This is a genomic window from Pseudomonas sp. GD04058 (assembly GCF_029836855.1).
GTDB classification, from domain to species: domain Bacteria; phylum Pseudomonadota; class Gammaproteobacteria; order Pseudomonadales; family Pseudomonadaceae; genus Aquipseudomonas; species Aquipseudomonas bharatica.
In genome coordinates, this window is sequence record NZ_JAOECN010000005.1 from 198,723 (window position 1) to 218,823 (window position 20,101).

Consider the following 20,101-nt stretch of genomic DNA (forward strand, 5'->3'; position numbering starts at 1 on the left):
TTGATTGGCAAGGCCTCCCTGGCCTTCGGGGGCTGCCTCGCAGCCCTTCTGGGGTTCAACGCCCAGGCCGCCCCCACCCACGCCCTTACCGTCTACGGCGAGGCGCCGCGCTATCCGCAGCACTTCAACCATTTCCAGTACACCAACCCGGACGCTCCGAAGGGCGGCAGCCTGCGCCGCTCGGCCATCGAGATCGGCCAGTTCGACCATATCCTGCCGTATATCGACAAGGGCATCGGCGTCAGCGAGATCGACGGCTGGCTTTACTCGCCCCTGGCCGTGCGCTCACTGGACGAGCCCTACACCGTTTACGGCCTGGTCGCCCGGCGCATGGAGCGGGCCGACGATGGCCTGTGGCTGCGCTTCTACCTTGATCCGAAGGCCCGTTTCGCCGATGGCAAGCCCATCCGTGCCGAAGACGTGCGCTTCACCTACGACCTGCTGCTGCGCGAAGGCAACCTAAAATACCGCACCCAGTTCGCCGATGTCGCCGATGTGGTGGTCGAGTCGCCGACCCAGGTGCGCTTCGACTTCAAGACCAGCCAGAACCGCACCCTGCCCCTGGACCTCGCGTCGCTGCCGGTGCTGCCGGAACACTGGTGGCGCGGTCGCGATTTCGCCAACGGCGGCGGCTTCGAGGCACCGCTGGGAAGCGGCCCGTACAAGGTCGGGCGGATCGACAATGGCCGCAGCATCACCTTCGAGCGCGACCGCGACTGGTGGGGCAAGGACCTGCCGGTCAACCGCGGGCGCTACAACTTCGACCAGTTGCGCATCGAATACTTCGGCGATACCGACGTGGCGCGGCAAGTCCTGCGCGGTGGCGGCTACGACTACAACCGCGAGTTTTCCGCCACCGGCTACACCATCGGCTACGCCGGGCCGGCCCTGGATGATGGACGCCTGCAACGCGCCCACCTGGCCAGGGAAGCGCCGCAGAACGCCCAGGGCTATGTGTTCAACCTGCAGCGCCCGATGTTCCAGGACCGCCGCGTACGCCAGGCCATCGCCCTGCTCTGGGACTTCGAATGGAGCAACCGGCGGATGATGCGCGACATGTACATCCGCCAGCAAAGCTACTTCGCCAACAGCCCGCTGGCCGCCCGCGAACTGCCGGATGCCGAGGAACTGAAGATCCTCGAACCGCTGCGCGGGCAGGTTCCCGACGAGGTGTTCACCCGGGTCTTCGAGGCACCGCGTACCGACGGTTCGGGAATCATCCGCGACAAGCAACTGCAGGCCCTGGCGCTGCTGGGCGAAGCCGGCTGGCACCCGGACGGCGATCGCCTGGTGAATGCCGCTGGCGAGCCGCTGAGCTTTACCTTTCTCAACGGCCAGAACGGCATGGAGCGCCTGCTGCTGCCATGGAAGCGCACCCTGGCGCAGATCGGCATCGACATGCAGATCCGCCGCGTGGATTCGGCGCAGTACGTCAACCGCCTGATGGCGCGGGACTACGACATGATCGTCACCGGCTATCCGGTCAGCCCCTCGCCGGGGCTGGAGCTGTACAGCTATTTCGGCTCTGCCGCGGCCAAGGACCCGGGCTCCAACAACTTCATGGTCCTGCAGAGCCCGGTGGTGGACCAGCTGATCGATGGCCTGGTGCGTGCCGACACCCAGGCCGGCATGCAGCGCCATGCCCACGCGCTGGACCGGGTGCTGCAATGGAACTACTACTGGATCCCCAACTATTACCCGCCGGGTACCTCCAGCGTATGGTGGAACCGCTTCGGCCTGCCGAAGGTCGCTGCGGCCAATGACCCGGCGCTGGACACCTGGTGGGAAGTCAGCCCGACCGCGCTGACCAACGAGCAGATGGCGCAGCGCACGGGAGGCCAGCCATGACCGCGTATATCCTGCGGCGTCTGCTGCTGGTCATCCCGACGCTGCTGGTGATCCTGCTGGTCAACTTCGTCATCGTCCAGGCCGCTCCCGGCGGGCCGGTGGAGCAGGCCGTGGCGCGGCTGCAGGGCATTGGCGCCGGCGCACCGGGCGGCGCCTCGGTGCAACTGGACTCACGCGCCAGCCGCGGCCTCGACCCGGCCTTGCTGGAGACCATCAAGAAACAGTACGGCTTCGACAAGTCGGCGCCGGAACGCTTGTGGTTGATGCTTTGCAGCTACGCCCGGCTGGACTTTGGCAACAGCTTCTTCCGGGGAGCCAAGGTCACCGACCTGATCCTCGACAAGATGCCGGTGACCCTGTCCCTTGGCTTCTGGGCGACCCTGATCACCTACCTGGTATCGATCCCCCTCGGTATTCGCAAGGCCGTGCGCCATGGCAGCGCATTCGATGCCTGGAGCAGCAGCCTGATCGTGATTGGCTATGCCCTGCCCGCCTTCCTTTTCGCCCTGCTGCTGATCGTGCTGTTCGCCGGTGGCACTTCGCTGAACTGGTTCCCGGTGCGCGGGCTGGTTTCGGAGAACTTCGCCGAACTGAGCCTGGTGGGTAAGGTCGCCGACTATTTCTGGCACTTGGTGCTGCCGGTGGGTGCCCTGGTGATCGGAGGTTTCGCCACCCTGACCCTGCTGACCAAGAATGCCTTCCTCAACGAGATCACGCGCCAGTACGTGATCACCGCCAAGGCCAAGGGCCTCACCGAGCGCCGGGTGCTCTACGGCCATGTGTTCCGCAACGCCATCCTGCTGGTGGTGGCCGGGCTGCCGCAGGCGCTGATTACCGTATTCTTCGCAGGCTCGCTGATGATCGAGGTGATCTTTTCCCTCGATGGCCTGGGACGCATGAGCTATGACGCCGCGGTGAGCCGCGACTATCCGGTGGTGTTCGGCACCCTGTTCATCTTTACCCTGTTCGGCTTGCTGATCCGCCTGGTCGGCGACCTCTGCTACACCCTGGTCGATCCGCGCATCGACTTCGCCACGAGGGCGCACTGATGTTCTGCCTGTCGCCCATCGCCCAGCGTCGCTGGCAGCGTTTTCGCAGGAACCGCCGCGGCTGGTTCTCGCTCTGGGCGTTCGCCGCCCTGCTCACCCTGAGCCTGGGCGCCGAGCTGATCGCCAATGACAAGCCGCTGCTGCTCAAGTACGAAGGCGGCCTGTATTTCCCGGCGTTCAAGCGCTACACCGAGCAGCAGTTCGGCGGCCAGTTGCCCTTCCAGCCGGACTATCGCAGCCAGTACGTGCGCCAGCTGATCGAGGGCAACGGCGGCTGGATGCTGTTCCCGCCGATCCCGTTCAGCGCCGATACGCCGAACTACGACCTGCAGGTGCCGGCCCCGAGCCCGCCCTCGGCCAGCAACTGGCTGGGCACCGACGACCAGGCGCGGGATGTGCTGGCCCGGGTGATCTATGGCACGCGCGTGTCGATCCTGTTCGCCGTGGCCCTGACCCTGATCTCCACGCTGATCGGCGTAACCGCCGGGGCACTGCAGGGCTACCACGGCGGTTGGGTCGACCTGCTCGGGCAGCGCCTGCTGGAGGTATGGTCCGGCTTGCCGGTGCTCTACCTGCTGATCATCCTCAGCGGCTTCGTCGAGCCGGATTTCTGGTGGCTGCTGGGAATCATGGCGCTGTTTTCCTGGCTGGCCCTGGTGGACGTGGTGCGCGCCGAGTTCCTGCGCGGGCGCAATCTCGAGTACGTCCAGGCCGCCCGCGCCATGGGCCTGCCGGACCGCCTGGTGATCATCCGGCATATCCTGCCCAACGCGATGAACGCCACCCTCACCTACCTGCCGTTCATCCTCACCGGCGCAATCTCGACCCTGACCGCCCTGGACTTCCTCGGCTTCGGCATGCCTGCTGGCAGTGCCTCGCTGGGTGAGCTGGTCAACCAGGGCAAGCAGAACCTGCAGGCGCCCTGGCTGGGCTTCACCGCATTCTTCGCCCTGGCCCTGATCCTGACCCTGCTGGTGTTCGTCGGCGACGCCTTGCGCGAAGCCTTCGACCCACGGGCCTGAGCACTATTCACGGAATGACCATGCACGACGAAAGCCTCAAGGACTACCAGCGGGTGCGCCGCCTGGCAATCAAATCGCTGTTCGAGATCATCGAGCAATCCAGCGAAGGCACGGTGATCGTCGATCGCGATGCCCGGATCGTCTGGATGAACGAGCGCTATGCCCGGCGTTTCGGCCTGGCCGACGCCAGTGCCGCGATCGGCCAGCCTTGCGAACAGGTCATTCCCGGCAGCCTGATGCGCGAGGTGGTGAACCAGGGGCGGCCTATCCTGCTGGACATGCTCGACACCCCGAAGGAGCCCCTGGTGGTGATGCGCTTGCCGATCCAGGACGCGAGTGGCGAAGTGATCGGCGCCATCGGCTTTGCCTTGTTCGACGAACTGCGCAGCCTGTCGCCGCTGCTCAAGCGCTACGCCAGCATGCAGCAGGAACTGGCCTCGACCCGCTCGTTGCTCAAGGCGCGCCAGGCCAAGTACAGCTTCGCCCAATTCATCGGTACCAGTGCCGCCAGCCTTGAGGTCAAGCGCCGGGCGCGCCGGGCGGCGAGCAGCGATTCGCCGGTCCTGCTGCTGGGCGAGACCGGCACCGGCAAGGAACTGCTCGCCCACGCCATCCACGCGGCCTCGCCGCGGGCACACAAGGCATTCGTCAGCATCAACAGCGCAGCGATCCCGGAAACCCTGCTCGAAGCCGAGTTCTTCGGTACCGCACCGGGTGCCTTTACCGGCGCCGAGCGCAAGGGCCGCGCCGGCAAGCTGCAACTGGCCGAGGGCGGCACGCTGTTCCTCGACGAGATCGGCGACATGCCTTTGCCCTTGCAGAGCAAGCTGCTGCGGGTGTTGCAGGAAAAGGAGTACGAGCCCGTGGGGTCGAACCAGATGCTGCAGAGCGATGTGCGGGTCATCGCCGCCACCTCCCGGGACCTGCAGGCGGCCATGGCGCGCGGCGAATTCCGCGCCGACCTGTATTACCGGCTGAACGTGCTGCCTATCGAGGTGCCGGCGCTGCGCGAGCGGATCGAAGACCTGCCGGCGCTGACCGAGGCGATCCTAGAAGACCTCGGTAGCCGGCACGAGTTGGAGGACGAGGCGCTGGCGCTGCTGGGACGGCATGCCTGGCCGGGGAATATCCGCGAGCTGCGGAATGTGCTGGAACGGGCGACCTTGCTGGCGGACCGGGCGCGGTTGGAGGTCGAGGACATTCGCGGGGCGTTGGGGACCTTGATGCCTCGGGCGGTCGAGGAGACGCCGCCGGTGCCGGGGTATCGCGAGGCTTGCGAGGCGTTCGAGCGGCAACTGTTGCGCGATGCACTGCAGCGCTGTGCCGGCAATGTACCGGAAGCGGCGCGGCAGCTGGGCTTGGGGCGCTCGACCTTGTACAAGAAGCTGGTGGCTTTGGGGATTCAGTCTCAATAAAGAGACTCCTATCTCCAGATTGAGACTCTGTTCTTAACGGCCTCATCGCTGGCAAGCCAGCTCCCACATGCCCCTGTGGGAGCTGGCTTGCCAGCGATGAGGCCCTTGAGCTCGCCAGAAGTCTCCAATCAGAGACAAAATCGGTCAGACAATACAGATAAACAGAATTTACCCTTGTAAATCAGTAACTTAAACACCTGGCACAGTCCCTGCTACCTCCTTGTTTCCAACAAAAACAAGATTCACCAAGGAGACACTCGATGAGTGTGATCATCGCCCTGGCAGCCCTGGCGCTGCTGATGCTGGCTGCCTACCGTGGTTACAGCGTCATTCTGTTTGCCCCCATCGCCGCCCTCGGTGCGGTACTGCTGACCGATCCGTCCGCCGTGGCACCCGCCTTTACCGGGGTGTTCATGGAAAAGATGGTCGGCTTCATCAAGCTCTATTTCCCGGTGTTCCTGCTCGGCGCAGTATTCGGCAAGCTTATCGAGCTGTCGGGCTTTTCCCGCTCCATCGTCGCCGCCGCCATTCGCCTGCTCGGCACCCGCCAGGCGATGCTGGTGATCGTGCTGGTCTGCGCCCTGCTGACCTACGGCGGCGTGTCGCTGTTCGTCGTGGTGTTCGCAGTTTATCCGTTCGCCGCCGAGATGTTCCGCCAGAGCAATATCCCCAAGCGCCTGATTCCCGCGACCATCGCCCTTGGCGCGTTCTCGTTCACCATGGACGCCCTGCCCGGCACCCCGCAGATCCAGAACATCATTCCCAGCACCTTCTTCAATACCAACGCGTGGGCCGCGCCCTGGCTGGGGCTGATCGGCACCCTGTTCGTCTTCTGCGCCGGCATGCTCTACCTGCAACGCCAGCGCAACAAGGCCCTGCGCGCCGGCGAGGGCTACGGCACCGAGTTGCGCAACGAGCCGGAAACCGCCGACGACCTGAAGCTGCCCAATCCGCTGCTGGCCCTGTCGCCGCTGCTGCTGGTAGGGATCATGAACCTGCTGTTCACCCACTGGATTCCCGAGTGGTACGGGAAAAGCCATACCCTGCAGTTGCCGGGCATGACCGCACCGGTACAGACCGATATCGCCAAGCTGACCGCCATCTGGGCCGTGGAAGCGGCGTTGCTGCTGGGCATCCTGCTGGTGCTGGTCAGTGGCTTCAAGGCCATCAAGACCCGCCTGGCCGATGGCACCAAGGCCGCCGTCGGCGGAGCCTTGCTGGCGGCGATGAACACCGCTTCGGAATACGGTTTCGGCGCAGTGATCGCGTCGCTTCCCGGCTTCCTGGTACTGGCCGACGCGCTGCGCGCCATCCCCAACCCGCTTGTCAACGAAGCGATCACCGTGACCCTGCTGGCGGGGATCACAGGCTCCGCATCGGGCGGCATGAGCATCGCCCTGGCCGCCATGTCCGATACCTTCATCAGCGCGGCACATGCGGCGAATATCCCGCTGGAGGTGCTGCACCGGGTGGCCGCCATGGCCAGCGGCGGCATGGACACCCTGCCGCACAACGGCGCGGTGATCACCCTGCTGGCGGTCACCGGCCTGACCCACCGCGAGGCCTACAAGGACATTTTCGGCATTACCCTGATCAAGACCCTGGCGGTGTTCGTCGTGATCGCCACCTTCTATGCCACCGGCATCGTTTGAGGAACCGACCTGTATGAAGCTTTCCGGAAAAACCGCACTGATCACCGGCTCCACCAGCGGCATCGGCCTGGGCATCGCCCGGGTCCTGGCGCAGGCCGGCGCCGATATCCTGCTCAACGGCTTTGGCGACCCGGCGGCGGCCCTGGCGGACATCGGCCGCTTTGGCGGCAAGGTTGCCCATCATCCCGCCGACCTGGGTGACGTAGCCCAGCTCGACGCCTTGTTCGCCCATGCACAGGAGGAATTCGGCGGAATCGATATCCTTGTCAACAATGCCGGGATCCAGCACGTGGCACCGGTGGACGAATTTCCCGTTGAACGCTGGGACGCGATCATCGCCCTGAACCTGTCGGCGGTGTTCCATTGCACGCGCCTTGCCCTGCCGGATATGAAGCAGCGTGGCTGGGGGCGGATCATCAATATCGCCTCGGTGCATGGCCAGGTAGGCTCGGTGGGCAAGGCGGCCTATGTAGCGGCCAAGCACGGGGTCATCGGCCTGACCAAGGTGGTCGGGCTGGAGACGGCCACCAGCGGAGTGACCTGCAACGCCATTTGCCCGGGCTGGGTGCTCACGCCGCTGGTGCAGCAGCAGATCGATGCGCGCATCGCCGAAGGCTCCGACCCACAGCAGGCACAGCATGACTTGCTGGCGGAGAAGCAGCCATCACTGGCGTTCGTCACCCCGGAGCACCTGGGCGAACTGGTGCTGTTCCTGTGCAGCGAGGCCGGCAGCCAGGTGCGTGGAGCGGCGTGGAATGTGGATGGGGGGTGGCTGGCGCAGTAGATTTGTTGGGTTGCTGATGGCCTCATCGCTGGCAAGCCAGCTCCCACAGTGTCCGCGGCGCTGCTGAACCTTGTGGGAGCTGGCTTGCCAGCGATGAGGCCATCAGCAGCACCATAAGGGCTAGACTCAGGACATTGACAGACCCACCAGGAAGAATCCCGCATGAACGATGAGCTCTGGCGCCCGGATGCGGCGCGTATTCAGGCCAGCCGGATGGAAGGTTTCCGGCATGCCATCAATCAGCGCTTCAACCTCGAACTGGCGGACTATGCCGACCTGCATCGATGGAGCATCGACCAGCGCCCGGCCTTCTGGCAGGCGCTGGCCGACGAGTTCCGGATACGCTGGCGCACCCCGCCCGCCAGCGTGCTCGAGGAAGGCCCGCGGATGCCGGATGCGCGCTGGTTCCCCGGCGCTACCCTGAACTTCGCCGAACATTTGCTGCGCCGCCGCGATGACGCTATCGCCCTGGTCTCGGTACGCGAGGACGGCCAGCGGGTGACCCTGAGCCATGCCGAACTGGCCGCCGAAGTCGCGGGTTTGCAAAAAGCCTTCAAGGCTGCCGGTATCGGTGTCGGCGACCGGGTCGCCGCCTGCATGCCCAACACCTGGCAGACCGTGGTCGCCATGCTCGCCGCCAGCAGCCTTGGCGCCATCTGGTCCAGCTCGTCCCCGGAGTTCGGCACCCAGGGTATCGTCGAACGTTTCGGCCAGATCGAACCGAAGCTGCTACTAGTCTGCGCCGGCTATCAATATGCGGGCAAATCCCTGTCCCAGGTAGACAAGATCAATGAAGTCCTGGCCGCCTTGCCCGGCCTGGAGCACCTGCTGGTAGTGCCCTACAGCGCCACCGATATCCGCCTTGATGCGTTCGTCACCGGGGCGCGCACCAGCCTGTGGGACGACTTCTACCAACGCGGCGGCGAGCCTGAATTCGTCGCCCTGCCTTTCGATCATCCGCTGTACATCCTCTATTCCAGCGGTACCACCGGCGTGCCCAAGTGCATCGTCCACAGCGCCGGCGGCGTGCTGGTGCAACACCTCAAGGAACACGGCCTGCACAACGACCTGCAAGCCGACGACTGCCTGTTCTACTACACCACCTGCGGCTGGATGATGTGGAACTGGCTGGTCAGCGGCCTGGCCTTGGGCGCGACGCTAGTGCTGTATGACGGCTCGCCTTTCCATCCCGGCCCCGAACGCCTGCTGGACCTGATCGACGCCGAAGGCATCAGTGTCTTCGGCACCAGTGCCAAGTACCTGGCAGCACTGGAGCAGGCCGGCCTGCGGCCACGGCACAGCCATCGCCTGGAGCGCCTGCGCCTGTTGCTGTCCACCGGCTCGCCGCTGTCACCGCATAGCTACGACTACGTGTACCGCGAGCTGAAAAGCGACCTGTGCCTGGCCTCGATGTCCGGCGGCACCGATATCGTTTCCTGCTTCGTCCTTGGCAACCCGACCCTGCCGGTACGTCGCGGCGTGATCCAGTGCAAGGGCCTGGGCATGGCTGTCGAAGTGTGGAACGACCAGGGCCGGCCGGTGCTCGACGAAAAAGGCGAACTGGTCTGTACCCGGCATTTCCCGGCGATACCCCTGGGTTTCTGGCACGACCCGGATGGCGAACGCTTCAAGGCGGCCTATTTCAGCCAGTTTCCCGGTGTCTGGTGCCAAGGCGACTATGCCGAAGAGTTCGCCGACGGCGGCCTGGCGATCCACGGACGCTCGGATGCGGTGCTCAACCCCGGTGGCGTGCGCATCGGCACGGCGGAAATCTACCGCCAGGTAGAAAAGATCGAGCAGGTACTGGATAGCGTCGCCATCGGCCAGCAATGGCAGCATGACGTGCGCGTGGTGCTGTTCGTGCGCCTGGCCGACGGCCTGAGCCTGGACGACACCCTGCAAGCGCGGATCCGCAAGGTTATCCGCGACAACACCAGTGCCCGCCACGTCCCGGCGGTAATCGTCCAGGTAGCGGACATTCCGCGCACCATCAGCGGCAAGATCGTCGAACTGGCGGTGCGCAACGTTGTGCACGGCTTGCCGGTGAAAAACACCGACGCCTTGGCCAATCCGCAGGCGCTGGAGCATTTTCGCGACCGCATCGAGCTGCGCGATCAGGCATAATCGCCGGTTTTTACCCGCAACCCCGAGGCACCCGCATCATGAAAGCACAGGCCCGTCACATCCTGGTCAAGACCGCCGAAGAGGCCGAGCAGCTCAAGCAGCGCATTGCCAAGGGCGAGGCCTTCGACGTACTGGCGAAGAAATACTCCACCTGCCCTTCAGGCAAGCGCGGTGGAGACCTGGGCGAAATCCGCCCGGGGCAGATGGTCGGGTCGATCGACCAGGTGATCTTCAAGAAACCGCTGCGCACGGTGCATGGGCCGATCAAGAGCAAGTTCGGCTATCACCTGGTGCAGACGTTCTATCGGGATTGATGAGTTGTGTCGTTGCTGAGGGCCTCATCGCTGGCAAGGGCAGCTCAGAACCCTGTGGGAGCTGGCTTGCCAGCGATGAGGCCCTCAAGAACACCCCATAATCTAGCCGGCATCGCGCAATGGCTGCTTGTCCAGCAACTGGCAACGCAATTTGCTCACCAGGCTGGCGATCGCCCGGCTACTGTCGAGCTGCTCCGCCCGGATACCGGCGACCTGCAAATCAGGCTGCGGCGAGCCGCGATTGAATAACTGCACGGTCAGCGACTGATCCGCTGCCAGCGTGCAGCGGCAGCGAACCGGCAAGAAACTCTTCTCGATGATATCGCGCAGTTCCAGCGTAGATAGCATGTCCATGACTCCCGGGCAGTTGAGGGACCGCAGCTCCATGCTTGCGGCGCGTTGTGAATCCTAGGCCAAGTGCCCGGCCCCCGTCAGATCTTTTCCCGATAAGCCGTACGGTTTTTTACGTCGACCTAGCATTTTTGCCAGTTGTCCGGACATGCAATGCCCTGTATCGCTATGACATCGTCCAGCGGGCGCTGGATCGAGGCAGTACTTAGCCGTTGATCTTCCATGGAGAAACAACGTATGCGTACACCTCTGTTGCTGACCCTCAGTGCTCTTTCGGCAATTCTCCCCACCAGCCAGGCCAACGCAGCCTGAGCGTTCTTGCTCATGCCCGCCGTGCCGCCAGCAACCCCAGCCCCGCGCAACCCAGCAGCCCTGCACTCAGCCGATTGAACAACCGCCGCGGCCCCGGCTGGTTGAACCAGCGTTGCAGATAAGCCCCCAGCCAGGCGTAGATGGCGATTGCAAACCATTCCAGCAACAGGAACATCACGCCCAGCCAGAGAAACTGCTGGCTCACCGGGACAGCGCTGTTCATCGACACGAACTGGGGCAGGAATGCGGTAAAGATCAGAATGGCTTTCGGATTGCCCGCCGCCACGAAAAACTCCTGCCGCGCCAGCTTCAGCACCCCGCCCCTGCGCTCGACGACCACCCCGCCCTCACCCACCGGCGCGCGCCAGAGCTGCCAGGCGATGTAGAACAGGTAGAACGCACCCAGCACCTTGATCGCCAGGAACAGGTATTCACTGGTGTGCAGTACCACCGCTAGCCCCAGGGCAGCGAGCAGGATCATGCCGGCGAAAGCGAACAAGCGGCCAATCCCGGCGGCACAGGCGGTACGCAAGCCGTAGCGGCTGGCGTTGTTGAGGGACAACAGGTTGTTCGGCCCCGGGGCCATGTTGAGGGCGAAGCAGGCAGGGATGAACAGTGCAAGGGTGGACAGGTCCATGGCGGGCTCCTTGGGCAAGGAGGCCAGAGTGAGTGGCGGTGGTAGATGGCGTCAAGCTGGCGAGCCACAAGATTCCGATTCGACGTGGGCCTTGTGGGAGCGGGTTTACCCGCGATTACGATGGTGGGTTCACTAACGTAATCGCGGGTAAACCCGCTCCCACAGGGTACGCGTATTCTCCGTGCGACAAGAGTGAGCGCACTCCCACAGGTCTTGCGGTGCTTTACCAGTCGTGGCTATACCCCACCGCCAACACCGTTCCCGGCGCTGGCAGGTGGCTGGTGTTGGTGCTGCTGCGCATCAATTGGCTGTACTGCGGGTAATAGTCGCGGTTGAACAGGTTCTGGATACCCAGGCTGACCTTGTCGTTGGCCGTGACCTGGTACTGGCTGACCAGGTCCACCGTGGCATAGCCATCCACCTTGCGCCGGCCAAAGCTGGCCACGCCATCCAGGCGGTAGTCGTGGCCATCGAACCAGGTCAGTTGCGCGCGATGGCTCCAGTCTTCGTCCGGCGTGTATTGCAGGTAGCCGGTGACCTTGAGCGGCGGGATGCGGTAGCCGGTCATGTCCTGCCAATCACCGTTGTCCGGTTTCTCACGGCCTTTCAGCCAACTGACGGTGCCGCCTGCGCCCCAGCGCTCGTCGTCGGTCAGCCAGTCGGCGCTGCCTTCGATGCCGTAGATGCGCTCCTGGGTACGGGTCAGGATCAGGCCGTTGTTGAAGCTCTGCACGTCGCCCAGCTTCGAGGTGGTGTAGAACACCGCCAGGCTGGCCAGGGTCTGCTCGCCGATGGCACCGCGCCAGCCCAGTTCATAGTTGTTGGTCTTGACCGGCTCCAGGTTCGACGAATCGATATCGAAACCGCGCCGGGCATTGCGCACCTGTACGCCGATATCCGGCAACTGGAAGCCCTGGCTGAAGGCCGCGTACAGCTCCTGCCCGCTGACGGGCGACCAGGTCAGGCTGATATTGGAAAGCACGGCGTCGTAGTTGATCTCGCCGCCGGCCACGGTCGCCGGCGACGCCGCGGTGGATTCCGACAGCGGCACGAAGTCGTCGTAGCGGGCAGTGGCGTACTCGTAGCGCACCCCGCCTTCCATCGACCACTGCTCGTTGAAGCGATGCTGCAACTGGGCAAAGCCGCCGAGGCTGCGGGTGGTCAGGTCGGGCATATAGGTGAGCCGGCCGATCTTGTCGTAGACCCGGCCACCGCTGGCGTCGTACTGGCGCGGGTCGAAGATGTCGATCGGCATGTCACTGCGTTCCTGGTTGAAATCCGCACCCCAGAGCAGTTCGGTGGCGCCTGCCTGGCCCAGCGGGGTGCGCAGGGTCACGCGACTGCCGAAGACTTCGCTGTTCTGCATCACCTGGTCGACGTTACGCCCGCGGGTCGCCACACCCCTGGCATCGAACGGCGTGAAGCGGGTGAAATAGTCGCGGTAGTAGAGCTGCGCGTTGAGCGTGCCACCGAGCACATCGGCATGGGCGTATTCGAGGTTGACCAGGGTGTTCTTGATCTGGTTCTGCTCGTCCAGCGACAGCCCCGACAGCGCCTGGGCCGGTACCGATCCGGGCGGCAGGCGGGCCACGCTGGGGTCGGAGGTGAAGTCGCTGTCCTGATCGGCGTTGTAGTGGCTGGCGGCGAGCTGGATGCGCTGCTCGTCGTCGATGCGCAGGCCGAGCTTGCCGCCGATGTTCCAGGTGTTGGAGTCGAACAGGTCGCCCTGGCTCGGTTCAGGTGCGATGCGCTGGCCGTTGGCGTCATAGGAGGCACCGATATGCCGGGCACCGAAGTCCAGCGCGTAATCCACCTGGCCCTCGGAACCGGAGACATGCTGCTGCAATTGACCGCCAAGGCCGTCGCTGCCCAGGCGGGTCAGCGGCGACTCGGCCCGCAGGCTGGTTTGCGCGCGATTCTCGCCCCCCGCAGGACGAGTGGTGATGGAAATGATCCCGCCGGTGGCGCCGGCGCCGTAGATCGCGCTGCTGCCGCGGATCACTTCGACCCGCTCGATCAGCGCCGGATCGATATTGGCCAGGTTGCGCGAGGAGTCGCGGTTGGTATTGAGGGGCACGCCGTCCACCAGCACCAGCATGGTCCGCCCACGCAGGGTCTGGCCGTAGTCGGTGATGGTGCGGCTGGAATCGGCCATTCCCGGGACGCTTTTGGCAAGCACCGTGGCCAGGCTGTCGGAGCCTTCGCGCAATTGTTCGAGCTGCTCGCGCTCAATCACGCTGACCTGGCGCGCCTGCGGTACCAGGCTGCTGCTGGTGCGCGACGAGGTGATTTCCAGGCTGGAGAGCTCCATGACCGCGGATGCGGGGGCCGCAACGCTGGCCGCGCCGGGCACCACCACGAAGGTCCGCTCGCCCTGCGCCTGCACGCTCAATCCGCTACTGCCCAGCAGCCGCTCCAGGGCCTGTTCCAGGGTATAGCTGCCTTTCAGGGCCGGGGCCTGCTTGCCGCTGGTGACATCGCTGGCAAAAAGGATCTGCGCCCCGGCCTGGCGGGCCAGGGTGTTCAGGGATTGCTCCAGCGCTGCGGCAGGAACATCGAACGCCTGCGGCGCCGAGCCGGCCAGGGCGAACGAACTGGTCAACAGGCCGGCGGCCAGCAACGACAGGGACAACGGGGACTGACTCACGCAAGGCTCTCCATGAAGTGAAAAGGGTTATGGAGATAGCCGCCAGCCGCCGCACCCAACCCTACCTCGCGCTGAAAATTATTTTTTCCCGCGTGGGCTGATCAGCACCGAGCCGTCGGCGCCCTTGCCCAGCTTTACCGGCAGGATGCTCGGCAGCAATGCCAGCAAGCGCTCGACATGGGCGCTGTCGAACACGCCGGACACCGGCAGCGTGGCGAGACGAGCGTCCTGCAGGCGCACAGGTTTGTCCTGGTAGCGGCCGATGATATCGAGCACTTCGCCCAGCGGGGTGCGCTGGAAAACCAGTTGCCCGCCTTGCCAGGCGCCAACCGCGTTGGCATCGACAGCGACCAGGGCACCGAGACCTGCGTTGCTTGCGCGCACCTGCTGACCCGGCAGCAGATCGCGTTCGGCGCCGCCTGCAGCGACCGCGACGCGGCCCTCGGCGACGCTGACACGTACTTCGCTTGCGTGGCGATCGACATTGAAGCGCGTCCCGACCACCCGGACGCTGGCCTGGCCAGCATCGACCAGCCAGGGCCGGTATATCCGCGGCGCCACCTCGAACAGCGCCTGGCCACGTTGCAGTTCACTACGCCGGCTGAACAGGTGCCAACTGACCGCAAGTTCGCTGGCAGCGTCGAGGGTGACGACGGTGCCATCGGCCAGGTTCAGGGTCTGCCGCTCGCCGACCCGCGTCAGGTAGTGCTCGCTGCGATAGGCCGGGTCCAGCCACGCCAGGGTCGCCAGTACCGCCAGCGACAACAGGCCGGCGCTGAGGATACGGGTGCGCTTGTTGCGCGGCTTGGGTTCGGGCATGGGGAAGCGCTGCTTGAGTTCTTCGCGCAGGCGGGCAATGACCTGGTCTTCCTCGGCAAACTTGTCGGGACGGCTGTTGCGTTCGCTCATGCCAGGTACTCACGGCACGCAGCCATGCCAAGGCGCAGGTGCTTTTCCACGGTTTTCAGGGAAATGCCCAGGCGCTCGGCGACTTCGGCCTGGGGCAGTTCGTGGAGCTTGTGCATGACGAAGACCATCTGGCAGCGCGGTGGCAGGCTTTCGATGGCCCGGACAAGGCGGTCGAGGGTCTGACTGGCGTCGAGCTGGCGTTCCTGGCTGGGGATCTGCGCCTCCATCTCCGGCAATTCGGCAACGGTGACGAGCCAGCGCTGGCGGCGGCGCTCGCCACGGTAGCGGCCAACGGCATTGTCGTGGGCGATCTTGCGCAGCAGCGCAAGCGGGCTGCGTATGCCTTGCTTTTCCTGCTTTTCCAGCAGTTGCACGCAGACATCGTGGACCACCTCGCGGGCGAAACCCCGCTCGCCGAAGCGACGGCGGATGTGCTCCACCAGTTCGTCGTAATGACGGACCAGCGTGGACAACAGCGTGGGTTGCGGGGGATCGGCCTGCACGGTGCTCTGCCTGGGGAAGGGATGCCGGGGCCGGAGTGTAAATGAGAATGCATTTTATTTGAAACAGGTTTTTCAGGCTGACCTTCAGGGCCTCATCCCCGGCAACGCGTAAGCACCGCCAAACCCTGTGGGAGTCCGCCCAGCCTTTTCAGGCTGCGCTGTCGCGTGAAGAACAGTTCCAAAGCACGATGCATACCCTGTGGGGCTTGCCAGCGATAGGGCCATCACGCCTTGAGCCAGGGCGCAACCGGCTCGAACCGCCCCTCGATCCACTGTTTGAACGCCAGCACCGTCGCCGCCGGAAAACGCGCCGAGGGCCGTACCAGGTATACCCCGCCAGTCGGGTCCAGTTGCCATTGCGGCAACACCTGTACCAGCCGCCCCGCCGCCAGGTCACGGCTCATCAGCCATTCCCCCGCGCCGAGGATCCCGGCGCCGCTGCGGGCGGCAGCGAGTAGCGATTCGCTGTCATTGGCCGTGAGGTTGCCCTTGGGCGTCACCGTGCATTGCTCGCTGCCCGCATACAGCCGCCACTGCGGAAAGGAAGCCAGGCCGCTGAAACGCAGACAGTTGTGCTCGCCGAGGTCCTGCGGTCGCCGGGGCGTGCCGCGGCGCTGCAGGTACTCCGGCGACGCGCAGAGAATCCGCCGGTGATCGCAGAGTTTTCGGGCGATCAGGCGGTTGTCTTCCAGCTCACCGATGCGAATGGCGACGTCGAAGCCCTCCTCGATGATGTCCACCAGGCGTTCGCTGTAGTCGGCGACGATGGACACCTGCGGCCAGGCCTCGAGAAACTCCGGCAGCATGGGCCCGATGCACAGGCGCCCCATGGCTGCCGGCAGGGCCAGGCGCAATACCCCGCGCACCTCGGCGGCACCGGAAATGGCCTGTTGCTCGGCTTCGGCGATCATGCCGAGGGCGGCGCGCAGGCGCTGTTCGAGTTTTTCGCCGGTCGGCGTGACCCGCACCTGGCGGGTCGAGCGCTCGATCAGGCGCACGCCGAGGCGCTTTTCCATCGCCGCCACGCGCTTGGAGATCACCGAGGGATGGCGCTCCAGCAGGCGCCCGGCGCCAACGAAGGAACCTTGCGCGGCAACGGCAAGGAACGCGGCGATTTCATCGCTGTGCGGATTGTCCAGCAAATCGAGGTTCATGGCGTGAGAATGATCGCTCCCGAGGATCGTCCGGATTCCAGGTCGGCGTGGGCCTGGGCGGCATCGGCCAGCCGATGGCGGGCCCAGATGCGCGGGCTGATGATACCCGCCTCGAGAGCAGCCAGCACGTCGGCGGCGCGGGCCTGGTATTCCTCGGCCGTGGCGGTATGGGCGGCCAGCGAAGGCCGGGTGATGAACAGCGAGCCCTTGCCGTTGAGGGTGGCCATTTCCACCGGCGCCGGAGCACCGCTGGACGCGCCGAAGGAGACCATCAGGCCGCGCGGGCGCAGGCTGTCGAGGGAGGCGTCGAAGGAGAGACGGCCTATCGGGTCGTAGACTACGTCCACCTTGCGCCCGTGGGTGATGCGCGCGACGTCGGTAGCCAGGGTTTGCGGGTCGAAAACCAAAACCTCATCGCAACCGAGGGCATGGGCCTTGTCGACGCTGGCCGGGCGCGAAACCACGCCGATCACCCGGGCGCCCAGAGCCTTGGCCCAAGGCGCCATGAGCGAACCCAGCCCACCGGCGACGCCGTAGAGCAACAGCGTGGTTCCCGGTCCTACGGCATAGGTGGAGGTAAGCAGGTACTGGGCGGTGATGCCTTTGAACAGCACGGCTGCGGCATCTTCGAAGCTGACCGAATCCGGAAGTTTGACCAGGCGTTCGGCAGGAAACAGCCGGGCGCTGGCGTAGCCGCCCAAGGGACCGGTGGCGTAGGCGACCCGATCGCCTACCGCGACATTGTCCACCCCTGCCCCGACCCGCACGACCCGGCCCGCGCCCTCCAGGCCGAGCCCGCCCGGCAGCGGCACGGGTACCACACCCTTGCGCTGGGTGACATCCAGATAGTTGACGCCGATGGCCTCCTGCTCCAGCCATACCTCGCCGGGACCTGGCGCCGACTCCGCCACTTCATGCAGTTCAAGAACATCCGGGGCACCGGGCTGGCTGAAACGTATTGCGCGAGGCATTGCTGTTCTCCTTGCCTGTCCAGGCAACTATTGTCGATGGCCGGAGTATGAAAACTGCCTCATCGGGCAACAAGACCGTGTAGTTGCACTTCATTACTGCATGATTTGCAGTGATCTAGCACTAGGAAGCGGGCTAGGCAGGCATCAGGGTCGCCAGGTCCAGCAAAGTGAAATGGCCCTTGGACCAGCCACCGGTATCGATATGCCAGACATTGCCCAGCACCTTCACGTCCGGCACCGGCGTATGCCCGACCAGCAGCGCGCGCAGATCATCGACGCCGCGGGTGTTCTCTTCCTTCAAGCGCAGCCGCGACCATTGGCAGACCTCGCGGATCTTCTCCGGAACCGCGGATTGCTCGAGCAAGGGCAGCAGATCGCGCCAGCGCACCAGCGGGCAATCGGCGTGCAATAGACCGACCGGGCCCAGCGCCGTGTCTACCTCAAGGGCCAGGGGCAGTTGTTCGAAGGCTTCGACAAAGCGCAGTTGCTCGGCTTCCTCGAGATCGAGAAACCAGCCGCCACCCGCAGCGAGGTACAGGCGGTAGTCCAGCCACTCGCCACGCACGTGGGAAATCGCCAGGGCTTCGTGATTGCCCTGCACCGCGTAAAACCACGGCTGCGCCAGCCAGTCGAGGGCTTCTTCGCACTCCGGGCCGCGGTCCACCAGGTCGCCGACGCTGAACAGGCGGTCCCGTAGCGGGTCGAACGCCACCCGCTCCAGCGCCTCGCGCAAACGGGAAAAATGCCCATGGACATCGCCGACTGCCAGATCGCGCCCTTCAAGGTTGCGGCTTAGTCGAATCACCCTGCTCATATCACCACTCCGGTTCCATGGCGCTGCTACACTAAAATCGCTTACAGGAGGAACGAGTCATGTCCGACAAAGACATTCAAACCCTGCTCACCCTCATCAACCATCGCCAGGAGCGCCTGGCAAGCGCCTGCAAGGACATCGCCGACTGGATCGACAGCCAGGGCGACCTGCCCGCCGCAGGCAGGATCCGCGAGAGCCTGCGGGCGGTGGAAGCGGATGAAGTGCTGGTGAAACGTACCCTCACCACCCTCTCCCTCGACAGGCCGCTACCACGCTTCCGCCATTAAGCCGGGCGCCGGGGATCAATCGTCCAAGTGATCTTCGTGATCCTCGTCGTCCAGCACATCCAGGCCATACTCCTCGTCTTCATCGACGTCATCGAACATCGGGTCGGCGTATGCCTCGCCTTCCTCGTGGTCGTGGAATTCGTGATCGAGCAGGTGGTCGTGTTCCGGCTCATGGAGTTCGTCTTCATCATGCATGGGGCTGTTTCCGGGGTGTTGGATCATGGCGATCAAAGCGCCTGGCGCATCTGCACCAGGGCGACACGGCGACCGTCCTGGTCCTGGCGCTCCTCGATGCCGAAGGGTACGAAGCCAAGCTTCGGGTATAGCAACAGGCCGGCAGTGTTGTGATTGAAGCAGGACACCTTCATTTCACGGGCCTGATGACGGCTGCGTGCAACCTCCATCATTTGCCCGACCAGGTAGCGCGCCACGCCACGGCCCCGGGCAGCAGGCGCCACCAGCACATTGCCCAGCGAGCAGGTACCGCCCTGCTCCCACTGGTAGAAGTTGGCGAACGCCAGCACCTCGTCCCCCTCGACCACCACACTGGAATCGCTGCGCTGGGCGATCGCCGTGGCCAATTGCCCGGAGGTCAGTGGCCAGGTAGCTCTGGGGAAGAAGAAGAATGCCTCCTCGGCAGACTGGGCAAAACCACAGATGATCGGGATGTCGCTGGCCTGGACAGGCCGGAAATGCAGGGGCACGGTCGTTTTTCTCGGCAGATCGGTCGTCCAGTTAACTACAGGGTGCAGGCACTGTAAACGATGCTGGCATTTTTCACCTTGAGCGCTCTATTCCGACTGCCACGAGGTTAAAGTAAGCCCTTGCGCGAAAGGCCCATGGAAGGGATATGCAAGACAAGTACGAAATCCACTATGTAAAGAACGGCCTGAAGAAAGTCGTGGTGACCAACCACAGCGGCATGAACTGGCTGGAAGCCTGGAAGACCGCCTTGCTGATCGACGGTACCTGCGTGGGGGCGACCGTGGGCTTGCGCTGCATCGACGAAGCGATGGCCACGGCCGGGGCAAGCGGGATCAGCAAGGTGCGCTGGAACAAGGCAAGCCATATCGTCTCGTGGAGCGAGCGTGCCAGGCTCGACGAAGGCCGGTTGCTGGTCAAGCAGATCGAATGACCGTCCTTGAAACCGAGGCCAGCCGGCGATTGCGAACGGTCACGCAACACCGTCATGCAACTCCCCTGCAAGCTGTGCGACAATGCGCGCCAAAATCCGGCCCTACCCCCGCCTTCACCTCCTCGACAGCCCGGTCCTGACGTGCCTCCGGCGCACGGCGGACGAATGCGTCT

Annotated in this window: 20 protein-coding genes; 10 read left to right on the forward strand and 10 right to left on the reverse strand. The window is 64.6% G+C overall.

Annotated elements, in window-relative coordinates:
* The 8 genes from N7650_RS06810 to N7650_RS06845 all read left to right on the forward strand — a co-directional run bounded on the left by N7650_RS06810 (position 1) and on the right by N7650_RS06845 (position 10,208).
* Positions 1-1,848, forward strand: a complete 1,848-nt coding sequence (locus N7650_RS06810; RefSeq protein WP_279897575.1) for an extracellular solute-binding protein — start codon at positions 1-3, stop codon at positions 1,846-1,848.
* Positions 1,845-2,897 carry a microcin C ABC transporter permease YejB gene (gene yejB / locus N7650_RS06815; protein ID WP_064304620.1) on the forward strand — a complete coding sequence of 351 codons (1,053 nt, stop codon included), beginning with the start codon at positions 1,845-1,847 and terminating at the stop codon, positions 2,895-2,897. Before N7650_RS06810 ends, yejB begins: the two co-directional genes overlap by 4 nt.
* Positions 2,897-3,919 (forward strand): ABC transporter permease, encoded by a 1,023-nt coding sequence (locus tag N7650_RS06820; RefSeq protein ID WP_279897577.1) that lies wholly within the window; start codon positions 2,897-2,899, stop codon positions 3,917-3,919. Before yejB ends, N7650_RS06820 begins: the two co-directional genes overlap by 1 nt.
* 20 nt (positions 3,920-3,939) lie before the next feature.
* Positions 3,940-5,334: a sigma 54-interacting transcriptional regulator gene (locus N7650_RS06825; protein ID WP_279897578.1), complete on the forward strand. Its 1,395-nt coding sequence runs from the start codon at positions 3,940-3,942 to the stop codon at positions 5,332-5,334.
* Between the two features lie 260 nt (positions 5,335-5,594).
* Positions 5,595-6,986 carry a GntP family permease gene (locus tag N7650_RS06830; protein WP_009396984.1) on the forward strand — a complete coding sequence of 464 codons (1,392 nt, stop codon included), beginning with the start codon at positions 5,595-5,597 and terminating at the stop codon, positions 6,984-6,986.
* Between the two features lie 13 nt (positions 6,987-6,999).
* Positions 7,000-7,770 (forward strand): 3-hydroxybutyrate dehydrogenase, encoded by a 771-nt coding sequence (gene hbdH, locus N7650_RS06835; RefSeq protein ID WP_279897580.1) that lies wholly within the window; start codon positions 7,000-7,002, stop codon positions 7,768-7,770.
* A 162-nt stretch (positions 7,771-7,932) separates the two neighbouring features.
* A complete protein-coding gene (locus N7650_RS06840) occupies positions 7,933-9,894 on the forward strand; it encodes an acetoacetate--CoA ligase (protein WP_279897582.1) in 1,962 nt (653 codons plus the stop codon).
* A 38-nt stretch (positions 9,895-9,932) separates the two neighbouring features.
* Positions 9,933-10,208 (forward strand): peptidylprolyl isomerase, encoded by a 276-nt coding sequence (locus tag N7650_RS06845; RefSeq protein WP_009396980.1) that lies wholly within the window; start codon positions 9,933-9,935, stop codon positions 10,206-10,208.
* A gap of 102 nt (positions 10,209-10,310) precedes the next feature.
* Here N7650_RS06845 and N7650_RS06850 read toward each other — a convergent pair whose 3' ends face one another.
* From N7650_RS06850 to N7650_RS06885, 8 genes are all read right to left on the reverse strand, one after another.
* Positions 10,311-10,562, reverse strand: coding sequence for a DUF1652 domain-containing protein (locus N7650_RS06850; RefSeq protein ID WP_279897634.1), 252 nt, complete (start codon positions 10,560-10,562; stop codon positions 10,311-10,313).
* 319 nt (positions 10,563-10,881) lie between these two features.
* Positions 10,882-11,508 (reverse strand): LysE family translocator, encoded by a 627-nt coding sequence (locus N7650_RS06855; protein ID WP_279897584.1) that lies wholly within the window; start codon positions 11,506-11,508, stop codon positions 10,882-10,884.
* 223 nt (positions 11,509-11,731) lie between these two features.
* Positions 11,732-14,125, reverse strand: a complete 2,394-nt coding sequence (locus N7650_RS06860) for a TonB-dependent receptor (protein ID WP_279897636.1) — start codon at positions 14,123-14,125, stop codon at positions 11,732-11,734.
* 108 nt (positions 14,126-14,233) lie between these two features.
* Entirely contained in the window at positions 14,234-15,064 is an 831-nt protein-coding gene (locus tag N7650_RS06865; RefSeq protein WP_279897585.1) for a FecR domain-containing protein, read from the reverse strand.
* Entirely contained in the window at positions 15,061-15,567 is a 507-nt protein-coding gene (locus N7650_RS06870) for an RNA polymerase sigma factor (protein ID WP_279897587.1), read from the reverse strand. The genes N7650_RS06865 and N7650_RS06870 overlap by 4 nt, the downstream gene beginning before the upstream one ends.
* Before the next feature lie 224 nt (positions 15,568-15,791).
* Positions 15,792-16,721 carry a LysR family transcriptional regulator gene (locus N7650_RS06875; RefSeq protein WP_279897589.1) on the reverse strand — a complete coding sequence of 310 codons (930 nt, stop codon included), beginning with the start codon at positions 16,719-16,721 and terminating at the stop codon, positions 15,792-15,794.
* Entirely contained in the window at positions 16,718-17,692 is a 975-nt protein-coding gene (locus tag N7650_RS06880; RefSeq protein WP_279897591.1) for a quinone oxidoreductase, read from the reverse strand. Before N7650_RS06880 ends, N7650_RS06875 begins: the two co-directional genes overlap by 4 nt.
* A 133-nt stretch (positions 17,693-17,825) precedes the next feature.
* Entirely contained in the window at positions 17,826-18,506 is a 681-nt protein-coding gene (locus tag N7650_RS06885) for a metallophosphoesterase (RefSeq protein WP_279897592.1), read from the reverse strand.
* 59 nt (positions 18,507-18,565) lie between these two features.
* Between N7650_RS06885 and N7650_RS06890 the strand changes: the two genes are divergently transcribed.
* On the forward strand, positions 18,566-18,793 hold the full coding sequence (locus tag N7650_RS06890; protein ID WP_064304635.1) for a hypothetical protein: 228 nt from the start codon (positions 18,566-18,568) through the stop codon (positions 18,791-18,793).
* A 15-nt stretch (positions 18,794-18,808) separates the two neighbouring features.
* Here the strand turns inward: N7650_RS06890 and N7650_RS06895 are convergent, their stop codons facing one another.
* Both N7650_RS06895 and N7650_RS06900 read right to left on the reverse strand, forming a co-directional pair.
* Positions 18,809-18,988, reverse strand: a complete 180-nt coding sequence (locus tag N7650_RS06895; protein ID WP_279897594.1) for a hypothetical protein — start codon at positions 18,986-18,988, stop codon at positions 18,809-18,811.
* A gap of 32 nt (positions 18,989-19,020) precedes the next feature.
* Positions 19,021-19,497, reverse strand: a complete 477-nt coding sequence (locus tag N7650_RS06900) for an N-acetyltransferase (RefSeq protein WP_279897595.1) — start codon at positions 19,495-19,497, stop codon at positions 19,021-19,023.
* A 146-nt stretch (positions 19,498-19,643) separates the two neighbouring features.
* Between N7650_RS06900 and N7650_RS06905 the strand changes: the two genes are divergently transcribed.
* Entirely contained in the window at positions 19,644-19,928 is a 285-nt protein-coding gene (locus tag N7650_RS06905; RefSeq protein WP_279897597.1) for a hypothetical protein, read from the forward strand.
* Positions 19,929-20,101: the final 173 nt, after the last annotated feature.

Bases quoted from the DNA above. Each gene is read 5' to 3' on its own strand.
- yejB (WP_064304620.1), top strand. From the start codon at position 1,845: ATGACCGCGTATATCCTGCGGCGTCTGCTGCTGGTCATCCCGACGCTG.
- N7650_RS06820 (WP_279897577.1), top strand. From the start codon at position 2,897: ATGTTCTGCCTGTCGCCCATCGCCCAGCGTCGCTGGCAGCGTTTTCGC.
- N7650_RS06825 (WP_279897578.1), top strand. From the start codon at position 3,940: ATGCACGACGAAAGCCTCAAGGACTACCAGCGGGTGCGCCGCCTGGCA.
- N7650_RS06830 (WP_009396984.1), top strand. From the start codon at position 5,595: ATGAGTGTGATCATCGCCCTGGCAGCCCTGGCGCTGCTGATGCTGGCT.
- hbdH (WP_279897580.1), top strand. From the start codon at position 7,000: ATGAAGCTTTCCGGAAAAACCGCACTGATCACCGGCTCCACCAGCGGC.
- N7650_RS06840 (WP_279897582.1), top strand. From the start codon at position 7,933: ATGAACGATGAGCTCTGGCGCCCGGATGCGGCGCGTATTCAGGCCAGC.
- N7650_RS06845 (WP_009396980.1), top strand. From the start codon at position 9,933: ATGAAAGCACAGGCCCGTCACATCCTGGTCAAGACCGCCGAAGAGGCC.
- N7650_RS06850 (WP_279897634.1), bottom strand. From the start codon at position 10,562: ATGGACATGCTATCTACGCTGGAACTGCGCGATATCATCGAGAAGAGT.
- N7650_RS06855 (WP_279897584.1), bottom strand. From the start codon at position 11,508: ATGGACCTGTCCACCCTTGCACTGTTCATCCCTGCCTGCTTCGCCCTC.
- N7650_RS06865 (WP_279897585.1), bottom strand. From the start codon at position 15,064: ATGAGCGAACGCAACAGCCGTCCCGACAAGTTTGCCGAGGAAGACCAG.
- N7650_RS06875 (WP_279897589.1), bottom strand. From the start codon at position 16,721: ATGAACCTCGATTTGCTGGACAATCCGCACAGCGATGAAATCGCCGCG.
- N7650_RS06880 (WP_279897591.1), bottom strand. From the start codon at position 17,692: ATGCCTCGCGCAATACGTTTCAGCCAGCCCGGTGCCCCGGATGTTCTT.
- N7650_RS06885 (WP_279897592.1), bottom strand. From the start codon at position 18,506: ATGAGCAGGGTGATTCGACTAAGCCGCAACCTTGAAGGGCGCGATCTG.
- N7650_RS06890 (WP_064304635.1), top strand. From the start codon at position 18,566: ATGTCCGACAAAGACATTCAAACCCTGCTCACCCTCATCAACCATCGC.
- N7650_RS06895 (WP_279897594.1), bottom strand. From the start codon at position 18,988: ATGCATGATGAAGACGAACTCCATGAGCCGGAACACGACCACCTGCTC.
- N7650_RS06905 (WP_279897597.1), top strand. From the start codon at position 19,644: ATGCAAGACAAGTACGAAATCCACTATGTAAAGAACGGCCTGAAGAAA.